Annotated in this window: 18 protein-coding genes and 1 pseudogene; 17 read left to right on the forward strand and 2 right to left on the reverse strand. The window is 33.8% G+C overall.

All coding sequences use genetic code 11. From position 1 onward, the window contains the following. Nucleotides 1-141: 141 nt before the first annotated feature. The 14 genes from rfbA (at nucleotide 142) to DY78_RS00455 (ending at nucleotide 13,652) form a co-directional block, all read left to right on the forward strand. Nucleotides 142-1,011 carry a glucose-1-phosphate thymidylyltransferase RfbA gene (rfbA, locus tag DY78_RS00390; protein WP_024624191.1) on the forward strand — a complete coding sequence of 290 codons (870 nt, stop codon included), beginning with the start codon at nucleotides 142-144 and terminating at the stop codon, nucleotides 1,009-1,011. Between the two features lie 3 nt (nucleotides 1,012-1,014). Continuing rightward, a complete protein-coding gene (rfbC, locus tag DY78_RS00395; protein WP_024624190.1) occupies nucleotides 1,015-1,596 on the forward strand; it encodes a dTDP-4-dehydrorhamnose 3,5-epimerase in 582 nt (193 codons plus the stop codon). A 9-nt stretch (nucleotides 1,597-1,605) separates the two neighbouring features. Beyond that, complete coding sequence (gene rfbB, locus DY78_RS00400) at nucleotides 1,606-2,634, forward strand: dTDP-glucose 4,6-dehydratase (protein ID WP_024624189.1); 1,029 nt, start codon at nucleotides 1,606-1,608, stop codon at nucleotides 2,632-2,634. A gap of 32 nt (nucleotides 2,635-2,666) precedes the next feature. Further along, nucleotides 2,667-3,503: a dTDP-4-dehydrorhamnose reductase gene (rfbD, locus tag DY78_RS00405; RefSeq protein WP_056993482.1), complete on the forward strand. Its 837-nt coding sequence runs from the start codon at nucleotides 2,667-2,669 to the stop codon at nucleotides 3,501-3,503. 15 nt (nucleotides 3,504-3,518) lie between these two features. Continuing rightward, complete coding sequence (locus DY78_RS00410) at nucleotides 3,519-4,184, forward strand: sugar transferase (protein WP_024624186.1); 666 nt, start codon at nucleotides 3,519-3,521, stop codon at nucleotides 4,182-4,184. A gap of 27 nt (nucleotides 4,185-4,211) precedes the next feature. After that, nucleotides 4,212-4,898 (forward strand): YveK family protein, encoded by a 687-nt coding sequence (locus tag DY78_RS00415; RefSeq protein ID WP_024624185.1) that lies wholly within the window; start codon nucleotides 4,212-4,214, stop codon nucleotides 4,896-4,898. Nucleotides 4,899-4,943: 45 nt separating this feature from the next. Then, nucleotides 4,944-5,657 carry a CpsD/CapB family tyrosine-protein kinase gene (locus DY78_RS00420; protein ID WP_024624184.1) on the forward strand — a complete coding sequence of 238 codons (714 nt, stop codon included), beginning with the start codon at nucleotides 4,944-4,946 and terminating at the stop codon, nucleotides 5,655-5,657. Then, nucleotides 5,590-6,366 carry a tyrosine-protein phosphatase gene (locus tag DY78_RS00425; RefSeq protein ID WP_101494992.1) on the forward strand — a complete coding sequence of 259 codons (777 nt, stop codon included), beginning with the start codon at nucleotides 5,590-5,592 and terminating at the stop codon, nucleotides 6,364-6,366. The genes DY78_RS00420 and DY78_RS00425 overlap by 68 nt, the downstream gene beginning before the upstream one ends. Before the next feature lie 22 nt (nucleotides 6,367-6,388). After that, entirely contained in the window at nucleotides 6,389-7,273 is an 885-nt protein-coding gene (locus tag DY78_RS00430) for a glycosyltransferase (protein WP_024624182.1), read from the forward strand. Next, nucleotides 7,242-8,675 (forward strand): lipopolysaccharide biosynthesis protein, encoded by a 1,434-nt coding sequence (locus DY78_RS00435; protein WP_024624181.1) that lies wholly within the window; start codon nucleotides 7,242-7,244, stop codon nucleotides 8,673-8,675. The genes DY78_RS00430 and DY78_RS00435 overlap by 32 nt, the downstream gene beginning before the upstream one ends. Before the next feature lie 11 nt (nucleotides 8,676-8,686). Next, nucleotides 8,687-9,688 (forward strand): glycosyltransferase family 8 protein, encoded by a 1,002-nt coding sequence (locus DY78_RS00440; RefSeq protein WP_024624180.1) that lies wholly within the window; start codon nucleotides 8,687-8,689, stop codon nucleotides 9,686-9,688. Then, nucleotides 9,685-10,779, forward strand: coding sequence for a glycosyltransferase (locus DY78_RS00445; RefSeq protein WP_024624179.1), 1,095 nt, complete (start codon nucleotides 9,685-9,687; stop codon nucleotides 10,777-10,779). The genes DY78_RS00440 and DY78_RS00445 overlap by 4 nt, the downstream gene beginning before the upstream one ends. Continuing rightward, entirely contained in the window at nucleotides 10,760-12,046 is a 1,287-nt protein-coding gene (locus DY78_RS00450) for a hypothetical protein (protein ID WP_024624178.1), read from the forward strand. Before DY78_RS00445 ends, DY78_RS00450 begins: the two co-directional genes overlap by 20 nt. An 865-nt stretch (nucleotides 12,047-12,911) precedes the next feature. Next, entirely contained in the window at nucleotides 12,912-13,652 is a 741-nt protein-coding gene (locus tag DY78_RS00455; protein WP_143442643.1) for a glycosyltransferase family protein, read from the forward strand. A gap of 49 nt (nucleotides 13,653-13,701) precedes the next feature. Here the strand turns inward: DY78_RS00455 and DY78_RS16870 are convergent, their stop codons facing one another. Then, complete coding sequence (locus tag DY78_RS16870) at nucleotides 13,702-13,878, reverse strand: IS3 family transposase (protein ID WP_080499858.1); 177 nt, start codon at nucleotides 13,876-13,878, stop codon at nucleotides 13,702-13,704. Nucleotides 13,879-14,072: 194 nt separating this feature from the next. Here DY78_RS16870 and DY78_RS00460 point away from each other — a divergent pair, with 194 nt between their 5' ends. Together DY78_RS00460 and DY78_RS00465 are read left to right on the forward strand one after the other, a co-directional pair. Next, on the forward strand, nucleotides 14,073-14,663 hold the full coding sequence (locus DY78_RS00460) for a recombinase family protein (RefSeq protein WP_024624176.1): 591 nt from the start codon (nucleotides 14,073-14,075) through the stop codon (nucleotides 14,661-14,663). Between the two features lie 469 nt (nucleotides 14,664-15,132). Beyond that, nucleotides 15,133-17,040, forward strand: coding sequence for a fructose-1,6-bisphosphatase (locus DY78_RS00465; protein ID WP_029778840.1), 1,908 nt, complete (start codon nucleotides 15,133-15,135; stop codon nucleotides 17,038-17,040). 1,344 nt (nucleotides 17,041-18,384) lie between these two features. On the opposite strand, the gene DY78_RS16305 is transcribed toward DY78_RS00465, so the two are convergent. Beyond that, nucleotides 18,385-18,558 (reverse strand): hypothetical protein, encoded by a 174-nt coding sequence (locus DY78_RS16305; RefSeq protein WP_022638444.1) that lies wholly within the window; start codon nucleotides 18,556-18,558, stop codon nucleotides 18,385-18,387. A 160-nt stretch (nucleotides 18,559-18,718) separates the two neighbouring features. On the opposite strand from DY78_RS16305, the pseudogene DY78_RS15655 reads away from it, so the two are divergent. Continuing rightward, nucleotides 18,719-19,238: pseudogene (locus tag DY78_RS15655) on the forward strand (IS30 family transposase); the annotation flags it as partial.

The raw sequence follows: 19,238 nt of genomic DNA on the forward strand, positions 1-19,238 counted from the left end.
GGAAGCTGATCTTTTTTGTCCGAACAGCGTTCGGATTAATTTTACAATCTACCATGTTGTTAGTTTCTTTTATCATTAGGTAGTAATATTTTGAAAATAGAAATATAATTAAAATACGCAACTATGTCAGGGGGGCTCTAAATGAAAGGAATTATTCTTGCAGGGGGATCCGGTACACGGCTGTATCCAATTACACGAGCGATTTCAAAACAATTGATCCCGATTTATGATAAACCAATGATTTATTATCCGTTATCGACGTTAATGTTGGCAGGAATCCAAGATATCTTGGTTATTTCAACGCCTGTTGATACACCGCGCTTCAAAGAACTGTTAGGCGATGGTCATGATTTGGGCTTGAATCTATCCTATGCTGTCCAAGAAAAGCCGAACGGTTTAGCTGAAGCTTTTATTTTGGGTGCTGATTTCATTGGAGATGATTCAGTCTGCCTTATTTTAGGTGATAATATTTATTATGGTGGCGGCTTATCAAAAATGCTTCAACATGCTAGCGCTAAGCCGAAGGGGGCCACGGTCTTTGGTTACCATGTCAATGATCCGGAACGGTTTGGTGTCGTTGACTTTGATGAAAATATGCATGCAAAGTCCATTGTTGAAAAGCCAGACCATCCAGCTAGTAATTATGCCGTGACAGGAATGTATTTCTATGATAATCAAGTCGTTGATATTGCGAAGAATATTCAACCATCACCACGTGGTGAATTGGAGATTACGGATATCAACAAAGTTTATTTAGAACATAATGAGTTAGATGTTGAACTCATGGGTCGTGGTTTTGCCTGGCTTGATACTGGGACCCATGACTCATTACAAGAAGCAAGTAGTTTTATTGCTACCGTTCAAAAGCGACAGAATTTAAAGGTGGCTTGTTTGGAAGAAGTGGCCTATCGGATGGGCTATATTGATGCTGATAAAGTGTATGATTTGGCGCAACCATTGAAGAAGAATGATTACGGTCAATACTTATTAAGATTAATTGGGAGGGCTTAAATTTTGGGCAAATTAAAGGTAACAACGCCTAAGTTACAAGATGTTAAGATTATTGAACCAGCAGTTTTTGGTGACAAACGCGGGTTCTTTACGGAAACCTACTCGGATCGTGACTTCAAAGAAGCTGGCATTGATTTTGACTTCATTCAGGATAATCAATCATTGTCAGCGGAAGCGGGTGTTTTGCGGGGACTGCATTTTCAACGTGGCAAGGCAGCGCAAACTAAATTAATTCGCGTGGTGACTGGTGCCGTGCTTGATGTTATTGTGGACGTTCGTGCTGGCTCACCTACGTACGGTGAATGGGAAGGCTACATTATCTCTGAAAGTAACCACCGTCAATTGTTAGTACCCCGTGGCTTTGCCCATGGCTTTGTGACATTGACTGATAATGTTAATTTCTTATACAAGTGTGATAACTACTACAATGCTGAAGCTGATGGTGGAATCACCTTTATGGATAAAGATTTAAACATTAACTGGCCTATTGACTACGATCAAGCTATTACTTCTGAAAAGGATGCTAAACAACAGACTTTCAAAGAATTTGAACAGAATAATCCGTTTGTTTACGGTGAAATTTAAGGAGACGTCATGGAAAACTTATTAGTTACCGGTGGTGCCGGCTTTATTGGTTCTAACTTTGTTCACTATGTTTATAATCATCATCCCGAAGTCAAGATTACCGTGTTAGATAAGTTAACTTATGCTGGTAATCGGGCCAACTTGGAAGAAATTCTAGGCGACCGGGTTAAATTAGTTGTGGGTGACATTTGTGACGCGCCCTTGGTTGATGAACTAATGCAACAAACTGACGCGGTTGTCCATTACGCCGCTGAAAGCCATAATGATAATTCATTGAAGGATCCATGGCCATTCATCGAAACGAATATTATTGGGACTTATACGCTGATTCAATCCGCACATAAGTTTAACAAACGCTTCCACCATGTTTCCACTGATGAAGTATACGGTGATTTACCATTACGGGAAGATTTACCGGGCCATGGTGAGGGTGTTGGCGAGAAGTTTACACCAACTAGTCGTTATAAGCCTTCCAGCCCATACTCTTCATCTAAAGCCAGCAGTGATCTCTTAGTTCGGGCTTGGGTGCGTTCGTTTGGCTTACAAGCCACCATTTCAAACTGCTCAAATAACTATGGTCCTTATCAATATATTGAGAAATTTATTCCACGCCAAATTACCAATATTTTAAGTGGTATTCGGCCAAAATTATATGGTAGTGGTAAAAACGTTCGTGACTGGATTCACACGAACGACCATTCTGCGGCCGTTTGGGATATTTTAACCAAGGGTAAGATTGGCGAGACCTACCTAATTGGTGCCGATGGCGAAATGAACAATAAGGACGTCTTGGAAATGATTCTTGAATTAATGGGCCAGCCTGAAGATGCTTATGATGTTGTTAAGGATCGTCCCGGCCATGATTTACGTTATGCGATCAATTCAACCAAGTTGCGCACGGAATTAGGTTGGCAGCCAGAGTTTACTGACTTCCAGTCTGGTTTGAAAGCAACGATTGATTGGTATACTGACCATCAAGACTGGTGGCAAGCAGATAAGAGCAAGGTTGAATCACACTACGCCAAGAACGGACAATAATAGTGTGAAATGCTAGAGGAGGAGGTTTCTAAATGTCAAAAGTAATTATTGTTGGTGCCAATGGTCAATTGGGGAATGAGTTGCAACGATTATTAAATGAACAAGGGATTGCATTTGATGCACTGACTAAAAAAGAATTGGATATCACGAACCTAGACGCAGTCAAAGCTAAGGTTGCGGAATTACAACCTGTGGTCTTATATGATTGCGCAGCTTACACAGCAGTTGATAAGGCCGAAGATGAAGGCAAAGCCCTCAATTGGCTGGTCAATGTTGATGGAACAAAAAATTTAGCCCAAGTAGCAGCTGAACAGGATGTTAAATTGGTTTATGTTTCTACTGACTATATTTTTGATGGCACCAATAAAGGTGAATATTTAGAAGATGATCCAGCCAATCCCAAGAATGAGTACGGGCGTGCTAAGTGGGCTGGTGAAGAAGCCGTTCGTCACAGTGGTGCTGATTATTATATTGTTCGAACTAGCTGGGTTTTCGGTGAATTTGGACATAACTTTGTTTTCACAATGCAGAATTTAGCGAAGACACATGATAAGTTGACAGTCGTTAATGATCAACTTGGACGGCCGACCTGGACGCGAACATTAGCAGAATTTATGGTCCACCTAGTGAAAACTGAGGCCGCTTCAGGGACTTATCAATTAAGCAACGATAATACAGCCACCTGGTATGACTTTGCAAAAGAAATTTTGAAGGACACTGATGTTGAAGTAGTACCAGTTACTTCTGAACGATTTCCACAAAAGGCTTTTCGGCCACGGCATTCAGTGATGAACTTGAGCAAGGCAAAAAAAACTGGATTTATAATTTCTGACTGGAAGAGTGCACTTGCAAAGCTTTTATCGGAGTAAAGGTTGTGTGACCCTATGCAAGATAGAGAAAAAATAGAACATATTTTTATAGATATTAGAAGCAAAGAGCATGATTTGAGTTATCGTTTTATTAAACGCCTATTTGATATAGTTGCTAGTATTTCAGCACTTCTTTTATTAACGCCCATTTTTCTAATAGTAATTATTGCAATAAAAATCAGTAGCCCAAGAGAAAACGTTTTTTATGTGCAAATACGCCTTGGAAGAAATGAAACGCCATTCAAAATGTATAAGTTCCGTTCAATGGTGTCTAATGCTGATAAAATGTTGTCTCATTTAAAAAGTAAAAATGAAGTCAAAGGGGCAATGTTTAAAATAAAAGATGATCCGAGAGTAACCAAGATTGGCCATTTTATGCGAAAATACAGTGTAGATGAGTTGCCTCAGTTGTTAAATGTGTTAATTGGAAACATGAGTTTAGTTGGCCCTAGACCACCGTTGCCGATAGAGGTTGCAGAATATACGGACTATGCCAAACAACGATTACTTGTAAAACCAGGCTGTACTGGTCTGTGGCAAGCAACGGTTCGAAATAGTGTTGGATTTGGTGAAATGTTACGATTAGACTTGATATACATAGCTAATCGTAGTTTGTGGCTTGATTTTGAAATTATAATGAAGACACTTAAAGTTTTTGTGCAGCCAAATAACGCGTATTAAACCCTACTTTTATACGGAGGTCATTAAATGGAAACAACAGTAAACTTTGGAAATATCTTTAATGTTTTTAAAAAGAATTGGAAACTCATCTTATTGACAGGAATTTTAGGATTACTAGTATCTAGTGTATTAACTTTTATTATTATAACGCCAAAATATGAAGCAACCGTGCAGATACTAGTTAGCAGAAAAAATGCAAGTCAGGCTAATTATTATAATGATCAACAGGCTGATATACAAATGATTAATACCTATAAAGATATCATTACGAATGATGTCATTCTTAGGTCGGTGAGACAAAATATGATAGCGTTGTATAATATTAATTTATCGATGAGTGATTTAAAAAGTGATATTGCTGTTGAAACACAAGCAAACTCACAGGTATTTTCAATTAATGTTACTGATACTAATTCAAATAGAGGTTCTAAGCTAGCTAATCAAGTTGCTAAGGTATTCAAAGAAAAGGTTAAAAACATAGTTGACATTAACAATGTGACTATTGTTTCAGAATCACAACCATCAAGTGTCCCGGTGACACCCAAAAAAGGTGAGAATTTAATTTTAGGGACTGCTGTTGGAATATTACTAGGGATTATTATTGTCTACGTTAGAGATGCACTTGATATAAATGTTAGAGATGTAGAGGATATAACCAAAAATTTGGGATTAATAAATTTAGGAGTCGTAAATCGACAAGATAAAAGAAATTAACATGTCCAATGGACACTAATTATAATGAAAGAAGGCATAGATTGAATGTTTAAAAAGCATAAAAAATTGATAAACGACACTCAAGCAATTGATTTGACCACAGTTAATGAGCCAAATTCAATTATTTCGGAACAGTTTAAGACCATTCGAACCAATATTGTTTTTTCGGCTTCGGACATTAAGACCCTTATGGTTACATCATCTTTAACAGGTGAGGGAAAATCAACAATCGCAGCTAATTTAGCTGTTGAATTTGCAAATAATAACAAAAATGTTTTATTAATTGATGCAGATATGAGAAGGCCAACAGTTCATAAAACATTTGGTATTAATAATATTGAGGGACTGAGTACCTTATTAACAAAGCAAAGAATTGGGATAAATAGTTGCATACTTAAATCTAAAATAGAAAGGCTTAATATTTTACCAAGTGGTCCAATACCACCAAATCCTGCTGAACTTTTATCAAGTAAGGATATGGTTGAAATTATTAGAAACGCTAGAAAAGTATTTGATGTTGTATTATTAGATTGCCCACCAATACTTCCGGTAACTGATGCACGAATATTAGCACCACTAGTGGATGGAACCATATTGGTTGTTCGTCGAGGGGGAATATCAAAGAAAATCGTTCGCGAATCAAAGAGTGTATTAGAACAGGTTAGAGCAAATTTGTTGGGGGCTGTTTTAAATGGATTCTACAATAAGGAAACTGTGGGCTATTATGGTGAAACGTACGGCTCTTACAGCACAAAATGAACTCATTGATTTACATTGTCATATTTTACCTAATGTTGATGATGGGTCTCGTGATTTGGAAGAATCTTTGAATATGGCAAGGAATGCAGTAAACGATGGTATTAAAATAATTGTTGCTACGCCGCATCATTTGGACAGGCACTTTATTAATAATAATGTTGATGTTGTAGAACAGGTTAACTTTTTCAATAAAAAATTGAAGCAAAAAAATATTCCATTGACAGTTTTGCCTGGTCAGGAAGTCCATTTGAATGGCAATCTGCTTGACAGTTTACCTACATTACTTTTTTTTAGCAAAAACAAAAAGTATCTATTAATAGAATTGCCTCATGAGCAGGTTCCTGAGTATACAGAAAAAATACTATTTGATTTAAAGTGCAAAGGAATTACACCAATTATTGCACATCCTGAGAGAAATCTTGAAATCTTGCATAATCCTGAAATTTTCGAGAAAATGGTCGCTGATGGTTGTTTAGGCCAACTTACGGCTACTAGTTTAGTGGGGGGATTTGGTCATAGAATTTATAAATTTAGTAAGTTCTTGGTTAAGAACAATTTGGTTCAAGTTATTGCTTCGGATGCTCATTGTTTACCTAACAGAAATTTCCAGTTACAAAAAAGTTACCGAGTATTAAATAGTCTAGGAGTAAAGAATAATTTTATTAGAAACTCGGAATTGATACTTCAAGGGAAAGAATTGATCAAATGATAGTTATAATAAGGAGAATGAAATGGAATTTGCGGTAGTTTTAGTCACATATAATCCAAATTTAGACCGATTACGACAAAGTATTGTGAACATGAGAATGGTTCACAATATAACTTATATAATTATTGTTGATAACGGTTCTCAAAATATTGATTCAATAAGAGTCTGTTGTAATGTCTTTGCAATCAATTTAATTCATAATAAGAATAATGAAGGAATTGGATCAGCTTTAAATAGAGGATTTCATATTGTTCCAAGCCGCTACAAATGGATATTATCATTAGATCAAGATTCAATCGTTCCTAAGAATATTGGTAGTGAATATTCTAAGTATACGCACATGCAGAATTTAGCTATTATTTCCCCTAAAATAGTTGATAAGCGACGTTTTAATAGAAATGAAACACTTGAACCTTTCCCATATCAATATATTAATCAATGTATTCAATCTGGATCTCTGTATAGAAGAAGTGTTTGGGAAAAAATAGGGGGGTTTAACGCTTGGTTATTCATAGACTATGTGGATTTTGATTATTGTTTTAGGATAATGAAACGTCATTGGAAAATATTAAGAGTAAATAATGTTGAATTAAATCAGGAGTTTGGTGAGTTAACAGATTCACAATATAAAAATGTTTTTAATGTCCTTTGGCAAACTACTCACATTTCTTTTTTTAAAAAGCTAACTTATGTTCCAAATATTAAACCATGGAGAATGTATTATAGAACAAGAAATAGAATTTATTGTTTTAAATATTTAAACAAATTCCAAGTTTTATTAGAAATCCTGAGACTTCCACTATTTTATTTGAAAGTATTGTTTAGAAGTCATGAGAAGTTAAAAGTTCTTCATCAATTATTACGAGGAACACGTGATGGATTCAGAGAGTGGGGTGGCACACATTAAAGAAACATCTTTCCTATCCGGAATTTTACAAGCTGTTTTTTCTAATGGCTTTTCTACTATATCACAAATATTTCTTATTTTAATTGTTCCTAAATTTATTACGCCAACTTCATATAGTTATTGGCAGTTATATATTTTTTATATTAGTTATGTTGGTATATTACATTTTGGATGGATTGATGGTATGTATTTACAATTAGGTGGGGAAAAATTAGAAAATATAAAAGGTGATAAAGTAGGCAATGAATTGTGTTGGTTTACGATTTTTCAAATGATTGTTTCTATTTTGTTTGTTTTTGGAACTCTATTAGGAAAATTCAATGTGCCAAATACTTATGTATTAATTCAAACTGGGATTATCATATTTGTGTCTAACGTTAGATCATTTTATTTTTTCCTCTTTCAGGCAACTAATCATATTCATGAGTATTCAGTTGGAACACTAATTGAAAAAGTAATTACCGTTATAATGACTATTATTTTTATAGTGATCGGTTTTGGCAACCTTTATTTTCTAATAATTGCTGATGTGTTAGGAAAGATGATATCATTAGGATATACGGTTTGGGTCGATCGAAATACTATTTTATCAAGTATTAAAATAAAAACATTACCGATAGCAAATATAAGAATAAATATTCTTCGCGGAGGAAAGTTATTAGTTGCCAATTTTGCTAGTCTGTTTATGATTGGTGTAGTTAGGTACACTATTAAAAGAAATTTTGGGATAGTAGACTTTGGCCAGATCTCTATTACTTTGAGCATAAGCAATTTTATGGTTATGTTGATTCAAGCAATAAGTATGGTTCTCTTCCCTTACATCAGAAGGATAGATTTTGATGTAGTAAAAAAATTACATTCGGTAATGAGGCATGAACTCTCAATCCTATTTCTGTGGTTAGTTGGTATTTACTATATTGTTTTTCCCATTCTTCATATTTGGTTGCCTAAATATGACTTGGGGTTATCATTGTTGTGGATCATATTTCCAGTGATCTTTTTTGATGGTAAATTTGAGTTGTTATCGAGTGTGTATTTTCAGGCACTTAATTTGGAAGGAATACTTTATAAAATTAATCTTTTTTCATTGTTATTAAGTATGATTTGGTCTTTTGCTAATTATTTATTATCACTACCATTAAGCATGTATGCATTAACTATTATTGGAACGTTTTTCTTCCGAAGCTTTCTAGGGGAAATTATCTTGTTGAAATATTTTCATGAAAAATATAATAGAAATGATTTGTTTTTTTATATCATGATTACTGTATTTATGTTGTCTAATTGGTTAATTGGATTTAATAGTGTATATACGTATATAGCATTATTAACTGTGTATACAGTTGTTAATAGAAAAAATATATTTCACTATGTTATAGAAATTATCAAAATATTTAAATAAGGGGGACAAAAATGAATATAGTGTACACTATTAATTGTGACTTTTTTTCTCAGCTATGCGTCTCTATTTTATCTGTATTAAAGCACACTTCCCAAAAATTGAATTTTTTTGTGATATCTAGTGATATACAACAACAACAATTTTCTTATCTTAAAGAAATAGTACGTAAGGCAGCTTATGATAGAGATATTTCTGTAAAATTGTTCTCTCCTCTTATTGCTGTCAAATCTGAGTTAAAGGCTGATCGCGGAGACATTTCTCAATATTATAGATTGTTTTTAGTAGATATTTTTAAAAATAATGGTGTTGACGTCAATAAGTTACAAAGAGTTGTTTTTTTAGATGCCGATACTTTAATCGTAGGGGATCATTTTGAAGATCTATCAAAAATTAATTTAAATAATAATGTCATAGGCGCTTGTCTAGATCCATGGTCCAAGCTTTATAGGCCCGTGTTTAATCTTGATAGGAAAGTTTATATGATAAATTCAGGTGTTCTGGTAATAGATTTAAATAAATGGTTAGAAAATAGAATTTCAGAACGAATAAATAGCATTATTATGAATAGAAAGGGATTCTTTCCTCAAGGTGATCAGGGAATATTAGATGAAGCATTTAAGGGAAAATTTGAAATTTTGCCTCTATCATATAACTTAAACTCGTTATCAGTAGAGTTTAGTTATCATGATTTATGTATTTATAGAAAGCCGCAATCCTATTATAGTAAATTGAGTTATGACCAGGCAAAGATGTACCCAACAATAGTTCATTTTACCAGCTCGTTTTTATGTGACCGTCCTTGGATTTATGATATTACTTCAGATTATGGTCAAATATGGCGACAAAGCAAGGAGAAACTACAGCTTCCGAAAACAAATTATAAAAATAAAAGTGTAATTGTGTTTTTATATAAAACTTTCAAACCAATCAAAGCATTAAATTTTCTAGGAATAGTACAGGCCTACGTCAGGCCTTTAATGTGGTTAATACAAAGGCGGCGAATTTTAAGATGAAAATAATGCATTTTATATCTGGAGTGAAATCCGGTGGCGTTGAACAAATGTTGGTGAACTATACGGAAAAAATAAATCAGCATAAAAATGTTGTTGAATATATAATTTATCAACATTCTCCTAACAAAGTCTCATTAAAAAAGCTCAATGATGCTGGAAACATTTGTATAAGAGTCGCTGATAAGCGAACTCATCCTATTAAAAACTTTATAGAAACATATTCATTGATAAAAAAATATAACCCAGATATTATTCATGCACATATGAATTTATTGAATTTCCTGCCACTTTTTGCGGGAAAATTAAATGGTGTTAAAATAAGAATCTCACACTCGCATATAGCACACATAAACATTAGCTCTCGAGTATTAGAGAAAATATTTAAATTTTTAAATGTTTTGACAGCAAATTTTCTACTATCTTGTGGTACAAAGGCTGGCCAATATATGTATGGCAATAATAGGTATATCATAATTCCTAATAGTATAGATGTACCTCAGTTTGTGTTTAATTCTGAAATGCGACTAAGAACAAGAAAGAAATTAGGAATTAATCAACATGATATTTTGTTAGGCAATATAGGGAGACTGACTGAGCAAAAAAATCAAATGTTTCTTCTTGATATATTAAGAAGGCTTAAAACATTTGAGCAAAACTATAAGTTAGTGATAATAGGGTCAGGAGAAAAAAAGGTAGAAATATCAAAAATGATTCGTGATTACGGGTTGGATAAAGATGTTTTGCTAGTATCGCCAATAAAAAATGTCGCAAATTTATATGATGCTATGGATGTCTTTCTCTTACCTTCCTTATATGAAGGATTCCCCGTTTCTGCAATTGAGGCGCAAGTGTCAGGATTACCCACGATACTTTCAAGTGAGATCGATAAATCTGCAAAAATTATAGAGTCAACTAAGTTTGACAATATAGATATGGCTAACGATTGGGTAAAGGATATCAGTAAGTGTCATATTAAGAATAATAGGCAAGTACATGTAGAATCATTTAGTCAATTTAATATTGAAAATACCTACACCAAACTTTATGATTTATATAAGGAGCTTTTTAAAAATGGTGGTAGAAAATCATGATAGAAGTATAAAAAATGTGTGCTTTTTTCTGTATTTGATAAATTATCTTACGTTTTGCTTATTTAATGTAAATCAAGTCACAAAATATAATGTTAGTATAGAATTGTTTTTGATTATTTGGGGTCAAATATTGATATTTGGTATGTTGGGGTTGGATATTATATCTGTTCTATCAACACTTACCGTGAGTATGCTGGCTCCTTCTGCAATTTTTTTCTACTTAGGAATCGGAAATGGCGATATTGCACTAGGATTAGTGCCTATAAATTTACATGCAGACATAGTGAATTTGTATGCTTATATATTTTGGGGAGTATTATTTTCATATTTGTTAGATATAAAAAAGTATGAAAAATTAATGAGTATGGAACCGCTTATATTCTCAAATCAAAGTGTAACACTTTTTAATAATTTAGTTGCACTAGCTTTTTCAATTGTTGCGTTTCCAACTTTTCCTACATTAAGTTCGTCAGCAGTAAATTTAGATAGATTTCAAATGCTATTGCCGGGACATGCATGGAATCAATTAGTTATTGTTGCACTTTTATTTAATCTTCCCAAAATCAAACAAAAAGGTGTCTTATTTACATATTTAATAGTTTCTGTTTGGTTCCTAGCACATGGCGAACGTGCTGATATTACAGGATTGGTTATAGGCATTTTAATATATGTTGGAATGCGCAACAGATTAAGTGTTTCAAAAAAAATTGGTTTGTTTTTCGGTGGCGCTCTAATATTTATTTTATTATTAATAGTGGGATATGAGAGAATTGAACATAAATTACCTAATATGGCAGAATTATTTGAAAACATTGCAACGTTTTCAACGTTGTCAGATGTCTCTTATTTGGTAAATGTTTCAATTGATTATGTTGAGAAATTTGGACATACAAATGGGGCTATATTATTTTCGACAATAAAGTCAGCAATTCCATTAATCACTGTTGATAACAGTTTTGGGAGTTTTATAGAACAAGTTTTTCCGAACCCTGGTGGTGAACCAATTATCTCTGGACCATTAATTGACTTTGGAATTTTAGGTGTTAGCATATCAGCTATTGTTGATGCTTTGTTGTTTAGTTTCATAGTTAAGAGAAATAGTCTCTTATTTAGGTACGAATTTTTAATGTTACTTTGTTCTATTCCTAGGATTGTTTGGTATGGAAGAAGCTTTGTCTTCACGAGCCTTATTTTTTTTGTGCCATTCATGTATTTTATTAATACCAGAATTGTCAAATTAAGCACAATTTCCACTATTCGTAAGTAGTACTCGTAGTTATATAGAATACTTTTTATGAATTAACTTCAGAAATCTTAGATTGTGATTGATGCTTTGTTGCTACGATAATTATTAGGCATAAAAAGAGATCATCATATTAATTACTTTTAGCAAAATTCAAAGATTTAACATTAATATGATTTAATCTGAAATTTTTAATAAATTTCGGAGTGATTGATAACTAATAGATCTTAATTTTAACGAGGACTTGTAATGAATAGTATGCGTGAGTTGACTTAATTAATAAAGCCACTATTTATCAATTTTGGCTGGATTTCTTCAGTATTGTGATAAAAGGGTGGTATTTATTTAATAGATAGGAAGATTCGAATTAGCTTATTTTTGGCTGATTAAAAAAGAAGTCAACACTGTGTATTATGGGAGACAACAATGCTATCCTATGAGAAAAATATAGTTGCCTCTGATAAACAGTTGATAAAACATCAAATTTCACGATGTCATTTATCATGGACGTCTTGTGTGATCTTTATTTAATGATGTATAAATAAATCATGTTTATAAGATTAAAACTGTTTGAAGTTATGAGGATCCTTAATTATTATCTTATGGTGATTTAATAATGGGGCATCATGGGACAGTTAGGTGAGCTTTTTATGTGTTTACTTAAACTTAAAATACGGTATTTGAAATTTGAGGTTGCGAGGATGAACAGTTACTTAATAAGGAGTGTTATCTTATTTTAAAATATGCGATAGTATTATTAAATTATAAAAATGATTTTCAAACAGAACAAGCTATACAAAATATTGAGTCTGTTTCGATTCAAAAAAACTATTGTATTGTTGTAGTGAATGTACAATCGGATAGACACTTTGTGTCGTCTTCCAACATTATGAATATAAATTTAGATGAAAATTTTGGATATTCTTATGGAAATAATTTAGCAGCAAAATATATTTATGAACATAGTTTAGCTGAGTACTTAATAATTATGAATCCTGATATGTTTATTCCTAAAAAGGGAGACTTAGATAATCTAGTCGGTAAGATTGATCGAGCTAGGAAAGAAAATTCTAAAATTATAGGTGGACAACCGGTTATTCACACCATGGGACAAAGTAAATATTTGAGTATTAGAAGAATACCAGATAAGTTTGACATGTTAATCCAGGTATTTTTTCCTCTTAGAATTTTATGGAGAGACAGGTATAAAAAATTATGGTTTGAAGACTTGATGCCTTTTAATTCAGATGTTACATATTACATTCCATCTGGGTCTTTTTTTGTGATTGATACAAAAGAGTTTGTAGATAATATAAAAATGTTTGATAAACGTACTTTTTTGTACGAGGAAGAAGTAATATTAGGATATAAAATAAGACTGCAAAATAAAGCAATGTTGCTCGATCATTCCATCGTCATGAATCATAGCCAAGGAGAAAGCACCGGGGCAAAAAATAATAGTATGAATTGGTTTATGTTTAAACATATGTTACATTCTAAAAATATTTATGCTCGTGATTTTCTCAAAACATCAACGTTTTTTTTGATTATTCTTGATACTCTGTTCTATTTAAATTTTTCTTCTCAACGAATTATAAAGTTATTATTCCGAATATTTAACAAAAAATAATTAAGTCTAATATAGATTTGAAGTGAACCCCATGAGTTGGAGTGAATTTCTAAGCTGCTAATTGGCTGGTATGTTTCCGGCATTTTACCGGGGACATACCAGCTGATTTTACTTTAATATGGCGATGATTGTAACAATCTACGTAGCTTGTAATGGCAGCCTCTAGCTCTTTATAGTTTTTATATTGACAGTTGTGAACTGTGCCAACTTTAAGAATGTGAAAGATATTTTCAACTGTAAGAGATTACTTTGGAATTTTTAATTTCTGTTCGGATTAATTATAGAATTTGCTTAACAATTTTATAATTAAAAGAACTAGACAGGCCACAACTTAACAGTTGTGGCCTGTTTTTTGATGCTGTATAATTAAAGGGTTAGAAACGTGTCATTACTTAATGACATAAATAAGGAGTGAAAAAGATGAAATATGGCTATGCGCGGGTCAGTACCACTGATCAAAAATTAGCAAATCAAATTGAGTTACTAAAATTGGCAGGAGCAGAAAAAATCTTTCAAGAAAAGTTTACCGGCACAACTACTGAACGACCGGAGTTTCAAAAACTGTTGCGCGTTCTAAAAACAGGCGATACTTTGATTGTCACTAAGTTGGATCGGTTTGCACGGAATACGCGCGAGGCATTAGCCATTATCCAAGAGTTGTTTAAAGAAAATGTCAAAGTCAACATTTTGAATATGGGCTTAATTGATAATACGCCGACTGGCCAATTAGTCTTTACAATATTTAGTGCTTTTGCGCAGTTTGAATGCGATATGATTGTCACGCGCACGCAAGAAGGTAAATTGTATGCAAAGCAACATGATCCGTTTTTTCGGGAAGGGCGACCAAAAACGTATTCTGAGGAACAAATCAGATTTGCCTACGAGTTACGAAAACAGGGTATGACCTATAAAATGATTGAGCGAAAGACGGGGATTAGTAAACGTACGCAGCAGCGACGGTTTAAGTTAATTGAGAAACCAAGTGATACTTCTAAAATCCAGGACAGGTGAAAGATCATGAAAAGGATATTTTAAAATTATTTCCTATTTTGACTGATTTTTAATAATCGTGTGATGTTCCTAATAGTTTGATTTTTACTGTGTATGGTAAAGTGTTTATATACTATAATTGAAAGAGTGTTCTGGACGATTGATATTCGTATTTGGTCACCAGATAGCTGTCGTTTTTGCTTGAATATAAAACAATTCATCAGGGATAGTCGAATTAGCTTATGATCACAATATTGTTTTTTTAATCCGATAACGTTGTTAGGAATCAATAAAAGCATCATCATCACTTAGAAAATGTTAACTGTCCTTGGAACTTGGACAGCACGATTGATCGATATGGTAGTTCTTTTTAGTTAGTCATTCTATGGTAAGATGATCATCGATTTTTAATAACTTAATTTACAAACGAAAAGTCATAATAATGAGTATAAAAGTAGAAGCCATCTGTCAAAAGGAAAGAAAAAATATTATGTCAAATAGAATGAATAAATACAAGACTGTTGCTTCAATTACAACAGAATTGATTAACCTGGAATCTATTTTGAAATTACCCAAGCCAACTGAGGCCTTTATGAGTGATATTCATGGCGAATTTAATGCATTTCAACATGTGGTGCGAAATGGTAGTGGAAATGTAAAAAGTAAGATAAGAGATTGTTTTCAGGGTGAACTGACAAACGAGACACTGACTCACTTTGCATTTTTGGTATATTATCCAAGTGAACAATTGACGGAAGTAACTTCAAGCTTATCTAGTCAAGAGTTACATCAATGGTATTTAACTAATGTCCAACGATTGATTAGGTTACTGGGATATACTGCTAGTAAGTACACCCGTTCTAAATTACGTAAAGCTATTAACCCAGCATTTGTATATGTTACAGAGGAACTACTGTACAGTGATAATCGAGACCAAGATAAACAAGCCTATTATTGGGCTATTATCGAAAACTTAATCGAACTTGGTCAAGTGGATTCCTGGATTAAAATGACTTGTGCAACTATTCAGCATCTGACAGTGGATCATATACATATAGTTGGGGATATTTATGATCGTGGACCAGCGCCTGATAAGATAGTAGATGTCCTCATTGACCGTCAGTCAGTTGATTTTCAGTGGGGAAATCATGATATTCTCTGGTTAGGAGGTGCCGCTGGTTCAGCAATATGTATTTGTAATTTGATTCGGATCTGTGCACGATATAATAATCTTACTATTTTAGAAGATGCTTATGGCATTAATCTGCGGCACTTAGCACGGTTTGCTGAACGGTATTATCAAGATAATCTGGCTTTCCGACCAAAAAGTAATTCATCTAATTTATCAGTAGAAGAAGATGAAGCCAAAGAAATAACTAAAATACACCAAGCAATCAGTATCATCCAATTTAAGTTAGAAGGTGCAGTCCTAAAGAGACGACCAGAATTTAATATGGAAAAACGATTGTTACTTGATAAAATTAGCGCAGACAGGAAGTATATAACACTTCTCGGACATAATTATACTTTGAGTAATACGTGCTTTCAGTTGGTAGATGTAAAGAATCCCTATGCACTTACCGATGAGGAACAAGCTATTATTGATAAACTTGTCATGGCTTTTACGCATTCAGAAAAGTTACAACGTCACATGAAATTCTTAATGAGCCATGGTAGTATGTATCTGCGTTATAATAACAACCTATTAATTCATGGATGTGTGCCAACAGATGAGCAAGGAAACTTTATTGGCCTGATTTTGAATGGTCATGAATATGTTGGGCCAGAGTTATTCGATTTTTTAGAACAAAATCTGCGGGACAGTTATTCACAAACAAATAGGAAAGACAATCTGTCTATGGATTTGTTGTGGTATATGTGGGCTGGCCCCAACTCCCCACTATTTGGTAAGCAAAATATGACTACGTTTGAGCGTTACTTTATCGCTGATAAGGCTACACACAATGAAAACCCAAATCCATACTATCAACTGCGACATAATGAGAAGTTTGTAAGGAAGCTATTGGGGGCATTCGGGCTGGACCCGGATACCAGTCATGTTGTAAATGGTCATACACCGGTAAAAAAAGGAACTTCGCCTATCATGGCAAATAAGAAAATGGTGGTCATTGATGGTGGCTTTTCACGACCATATCAAAAGGTGACCGGCATTGGTGGGTATACGTTGCTTGATAATTCATTTGGTATGCAGTTGGTCACACACGAGCCATTTATTTCTAAAGTAGCAGCAATACGTGATTTAACTGATATTGTGTCGACTAAACGAGTCGTAGAGACTGAAGAGAAGCGGCGTACCGTGGCAGAAACTGATATGGGTCGTGAAATACAAGTACAAATTAAGGAGTTAAAACAGCGACTTCAAGAACTGAAGAAATAATGGCCCTGAGGCCAATTATGTATAATCTACTAGTAGGTGACTAAGTCATTTGAAGCGAGATTGAATGACCTCAAATGTCAAATCAAGTTAGAAATTTTCAGCTATTCATCAATGATTTGATTTACGAATGCTTCAAGTGGTGCTTGGTGGTTAAGACTGTTTTGAGGCAACTAGATAAGTTTTTACCTTGGCTTTCCAAAGAAAATAAATCGTGGTGAGTTTGTCTACAGTAAACTGAATGTAGGTCATTTGTGGTAGACTTTTGATTTTTATGCTCAAAAGCCTACCACAAATGGCTTTTTTAGTATTAACTTCATTTTACAAACCGGGAGATTTTAACAAGTTGTTGCTAAAGACGTGTTATAGTAAAACACTAAACGTATTTCGATGAACAAAAAATGATCTGATCCCAGTAAAATACTGAGATCAGGTCATTAATTAAAATTAAATATAATTTTTTTAACTTATTTGTCGCACTTAAACTGCTACATATTCACTTTTCGGTCTTACTTAAGCTACCTCGATGATAAATTTTCTTTTGAATTAAGTACTGATCCCGATCTTGAGTAATAAATAACGGGGAACTTTCTTCTATGACACTGCTAAACTCCAAACCATACCATGAAACAGGCGAGGCCGTAATTTTCTGCAAATAGATGCGTCCCCCAATCAATCTTCTATCTAACGAGCTTAACTGATCATTGACAATTAAATCTGCTGGTTGTTCCTTTATAATGACAACTTAAAGTCGCCGACTTTCCGTTGTCGCTCTGTTGAATATGTGGGTATTTGTGGCTCTAAAATACCTTGTTCCACTAGATGATTTACAATTTGATGTAAATAGATACTAACGGATTGAGATTTCCTAACCTTTTTGGTCTAGTCTTTTAGGTGTTGCACTTTAATTTTAAATTCGAGGAAAATAAAAATCGAAAAAAAGAATCCAATTCGTAAATGAATTGAATTCTAAATATAGATTTATCAACACTGGTTGACAGAGACCCGGTTTGTGGGCGACATTTCTCATATGATTTAGTGGTCTTTTACTTACCACTGCTTTAAGGCTTTCGTAATAAGAGGGTTCAGTGTTAGCAATCTGGGACTTTTTTCGTATTGTTAGTATTATAACTATAATATTGCTTTGGCAATTAATAATGTTGTTTAACAAGATTACCTTAAAACAGCAAACTAACAACCTACATAGCGACCCAAGTAATCAAACAAACGGCACCAACAAAGATCTAATTTAAAATTATACTGAACACAAACAACTAAAAAGCTAGCTTTCTAAGCCCTTTGAGGTTGTCATATGAGAAGGCTGATTTACTACTACCTTTACGCATTCTACCTTATCTCTTTTCTTTGTCGTTCTTTTTTAGGAAGCATCGAACTGGCAAAATTATCTAGCCGGTCCTCATTAGGTGCTTCATGGTCAGGATCGTACAACCCTTGGATGAAGTCCTCAAACTTTTTATCAGCCAACCTTTGTGTTTCTTTGTCCGCTTCTGAAGAATTCATTTTAATTCCTCCATACCTTCTATTTATATAGTATATCGGTCCCATATAAAACTGATTATTTGGTAGATTGTAAAATTGATCCGAATGCTGTTCGGACAAAAAAGATCAGCTTCCTCTAAAACGGTTTTTACCACAAACCCATCTTTTAGGAGCTTATCTTTTGTCTAGTATAACCTATTCTGAACGAATTAAAATCGAAACCTTTTGTGAACTAAGTCTGTCCAATATCCAAATGGGCGATTGGCTGAACCAATCACCGTCCACAATTTCTTATGAATTATCTCGATATCAACCTTATCAGGCTGAATGTGCATAAACAGCTGCCGAATACAAACGATCACGATGTGGTCGGAAAACTAAACTGAGTGACGAATTAAAGCAAACCATTCTAAACCATTTACGTCTAAGCTGGTCACCAGAAATGATTGCTCACGAATTTAAACTAGCGACTAAATCTATTTACAATTGGTTAAATCAGGGGAAATTGATTTCCCCTTGAATTATCTACCTGAACATGGCGTACGCCAACGGCGTAACGTTGACCAACGGTCCAAATATAATCAATCATTGGGACGATCAATTGAACAGCGTCCTATGGTGGTTAATCAACGTAATCGCATCGGTGATTTTGAACTAGATACAGTCGTTGGCCCTCGTGGGCATAGTAAGGCAGTTTTATT

This window comes from Lactiplantibacillus fabifermentans DSM 21115, assembly GCF_000498955.2.
In the GTDB taxonomy this organism is placed as follows: Bacteria; Bacillota; Bacilli; order Lactobacillales; family Lactobacillaceae; genus Lactiplantibacillus; species Lactiplantibacillus fabifermentans.

What these genes read in the sequence shown, in the direction of transcription:
- rfbA (WP_024624191.1), top strand. Translation starts at nt 142, where the DNA reads ATGAAAGGAATTATTCTTGCAGGGGGATCCGGTACACGGCTGTATCCA.
- rfbB (WP_024624189.1), top strand. Translation starts at nt 1,606, where the DNA reads ATGGAAAACTTATTAGTTACCGGTGGTGCCGGCTTTATTGGTTCTAAC.
- rfbD (WP_056993482.1), top strand. Translation starts at nt 2,667, where the DNA reads ATGTCAAAAGTAATTATTGTTGGTGCCAATGGTCAATTGGGGAATGAG.
- DY78_RS00410 (WP_024624186.1), top strand. Translation starts at nt 3,519, where the DNA reads ATGCAAGATAGAGAAAAAATAGAACATATTTTTATAGATATTAGAAGC.
- DY78_RS00415 (WP_024624185.1), top strand. Translation starts at nt 4,212, where the DNA reads ATGGAAACAACAGTAAACTTTGGAAATATCTTTAATGTTTTTAAAAAG.
- DY78_RS00420 (WP_024624184.1), top strand. Translation starts at nt 4,944, where the DNA reads ATGTTTAAAAAGCATAAAAAATTGATAAACGACACTCAAGCAATTGAT.
- DY78_RS00425 (WP_101494992.1), top strand. Translation starts at nt 5,590, where the DNA reads ATGGATTCTACAATAAGGAAACTGTGGGCTATTATGGTGAAACGTACG.
- DY78_RS00430 (WP_024624182.1), top strand. Translation starts at nt 6,389, where the DNA reads ATGGAATTTGCGGTAGTTTTAGTCACATATAATCCAAATTTAGACCGA.
- DY78_RS00435 (WP_024624181.1), top strand. Translation starts at nt 7,242, where the DNA reads ATGGATTCAGAGAGTGGGGTGGCACACATTAAAGAAACATCTTTCCTA.
- DY78_RS00440 (WP_024624180.1), top strand. Translation starts at nt 8,687, where the DNA reads ATGAATATAGTGTACACTATTAATTGTGACTTTTTTTCTCAGCTATGC.
- DY78_RS00445 (WP_024624179.1), top strand. Translation starts at nt 9,685, where the DNA reads ATGAAAATAATGCATTTTATATCTGGAGTGAAATCCGGTGGCGTTGAA.
- DY78_RS00450 (WP_024624178.1), top strand. Translation starts at nt 10,760, where the DNA reads ATGGTGGTAGAAAATCATGATAGAAGTATAAAAAATGTGTGCTTTTTT.
- DY78_RS00455 (WP_143442643.1), top strand. Translation starts at nt 12,912, where the DNA reads ATGAATATAAATTTAGATGAAAATTTTGGATATTCTTATGGAAATAAT.
- DY78_RS00460 (WP_024624176.1), top strand. Translation starts at nt 14,073, where the DNA reads ATGAAATATGGCTATGCGCGGGTCAGTACCACTGATCAAAAATTAGCA.
- DY78_RS00465 (WP_029778840.1), top strand. Translation starts at nt 15,133, where the DNA reads ATGTCAAATAGAATGAATAAATACAAGACTGTTGCTTCAATTACAACA.
- DY78_RS16305 (WP_022638444.1), bottom strand. Translation starts at nt 18,558, where the DNA reads ATGAATTCTTCAGAAGCGGACAAAGAAACACAAAGGTTGGCTGATAAA.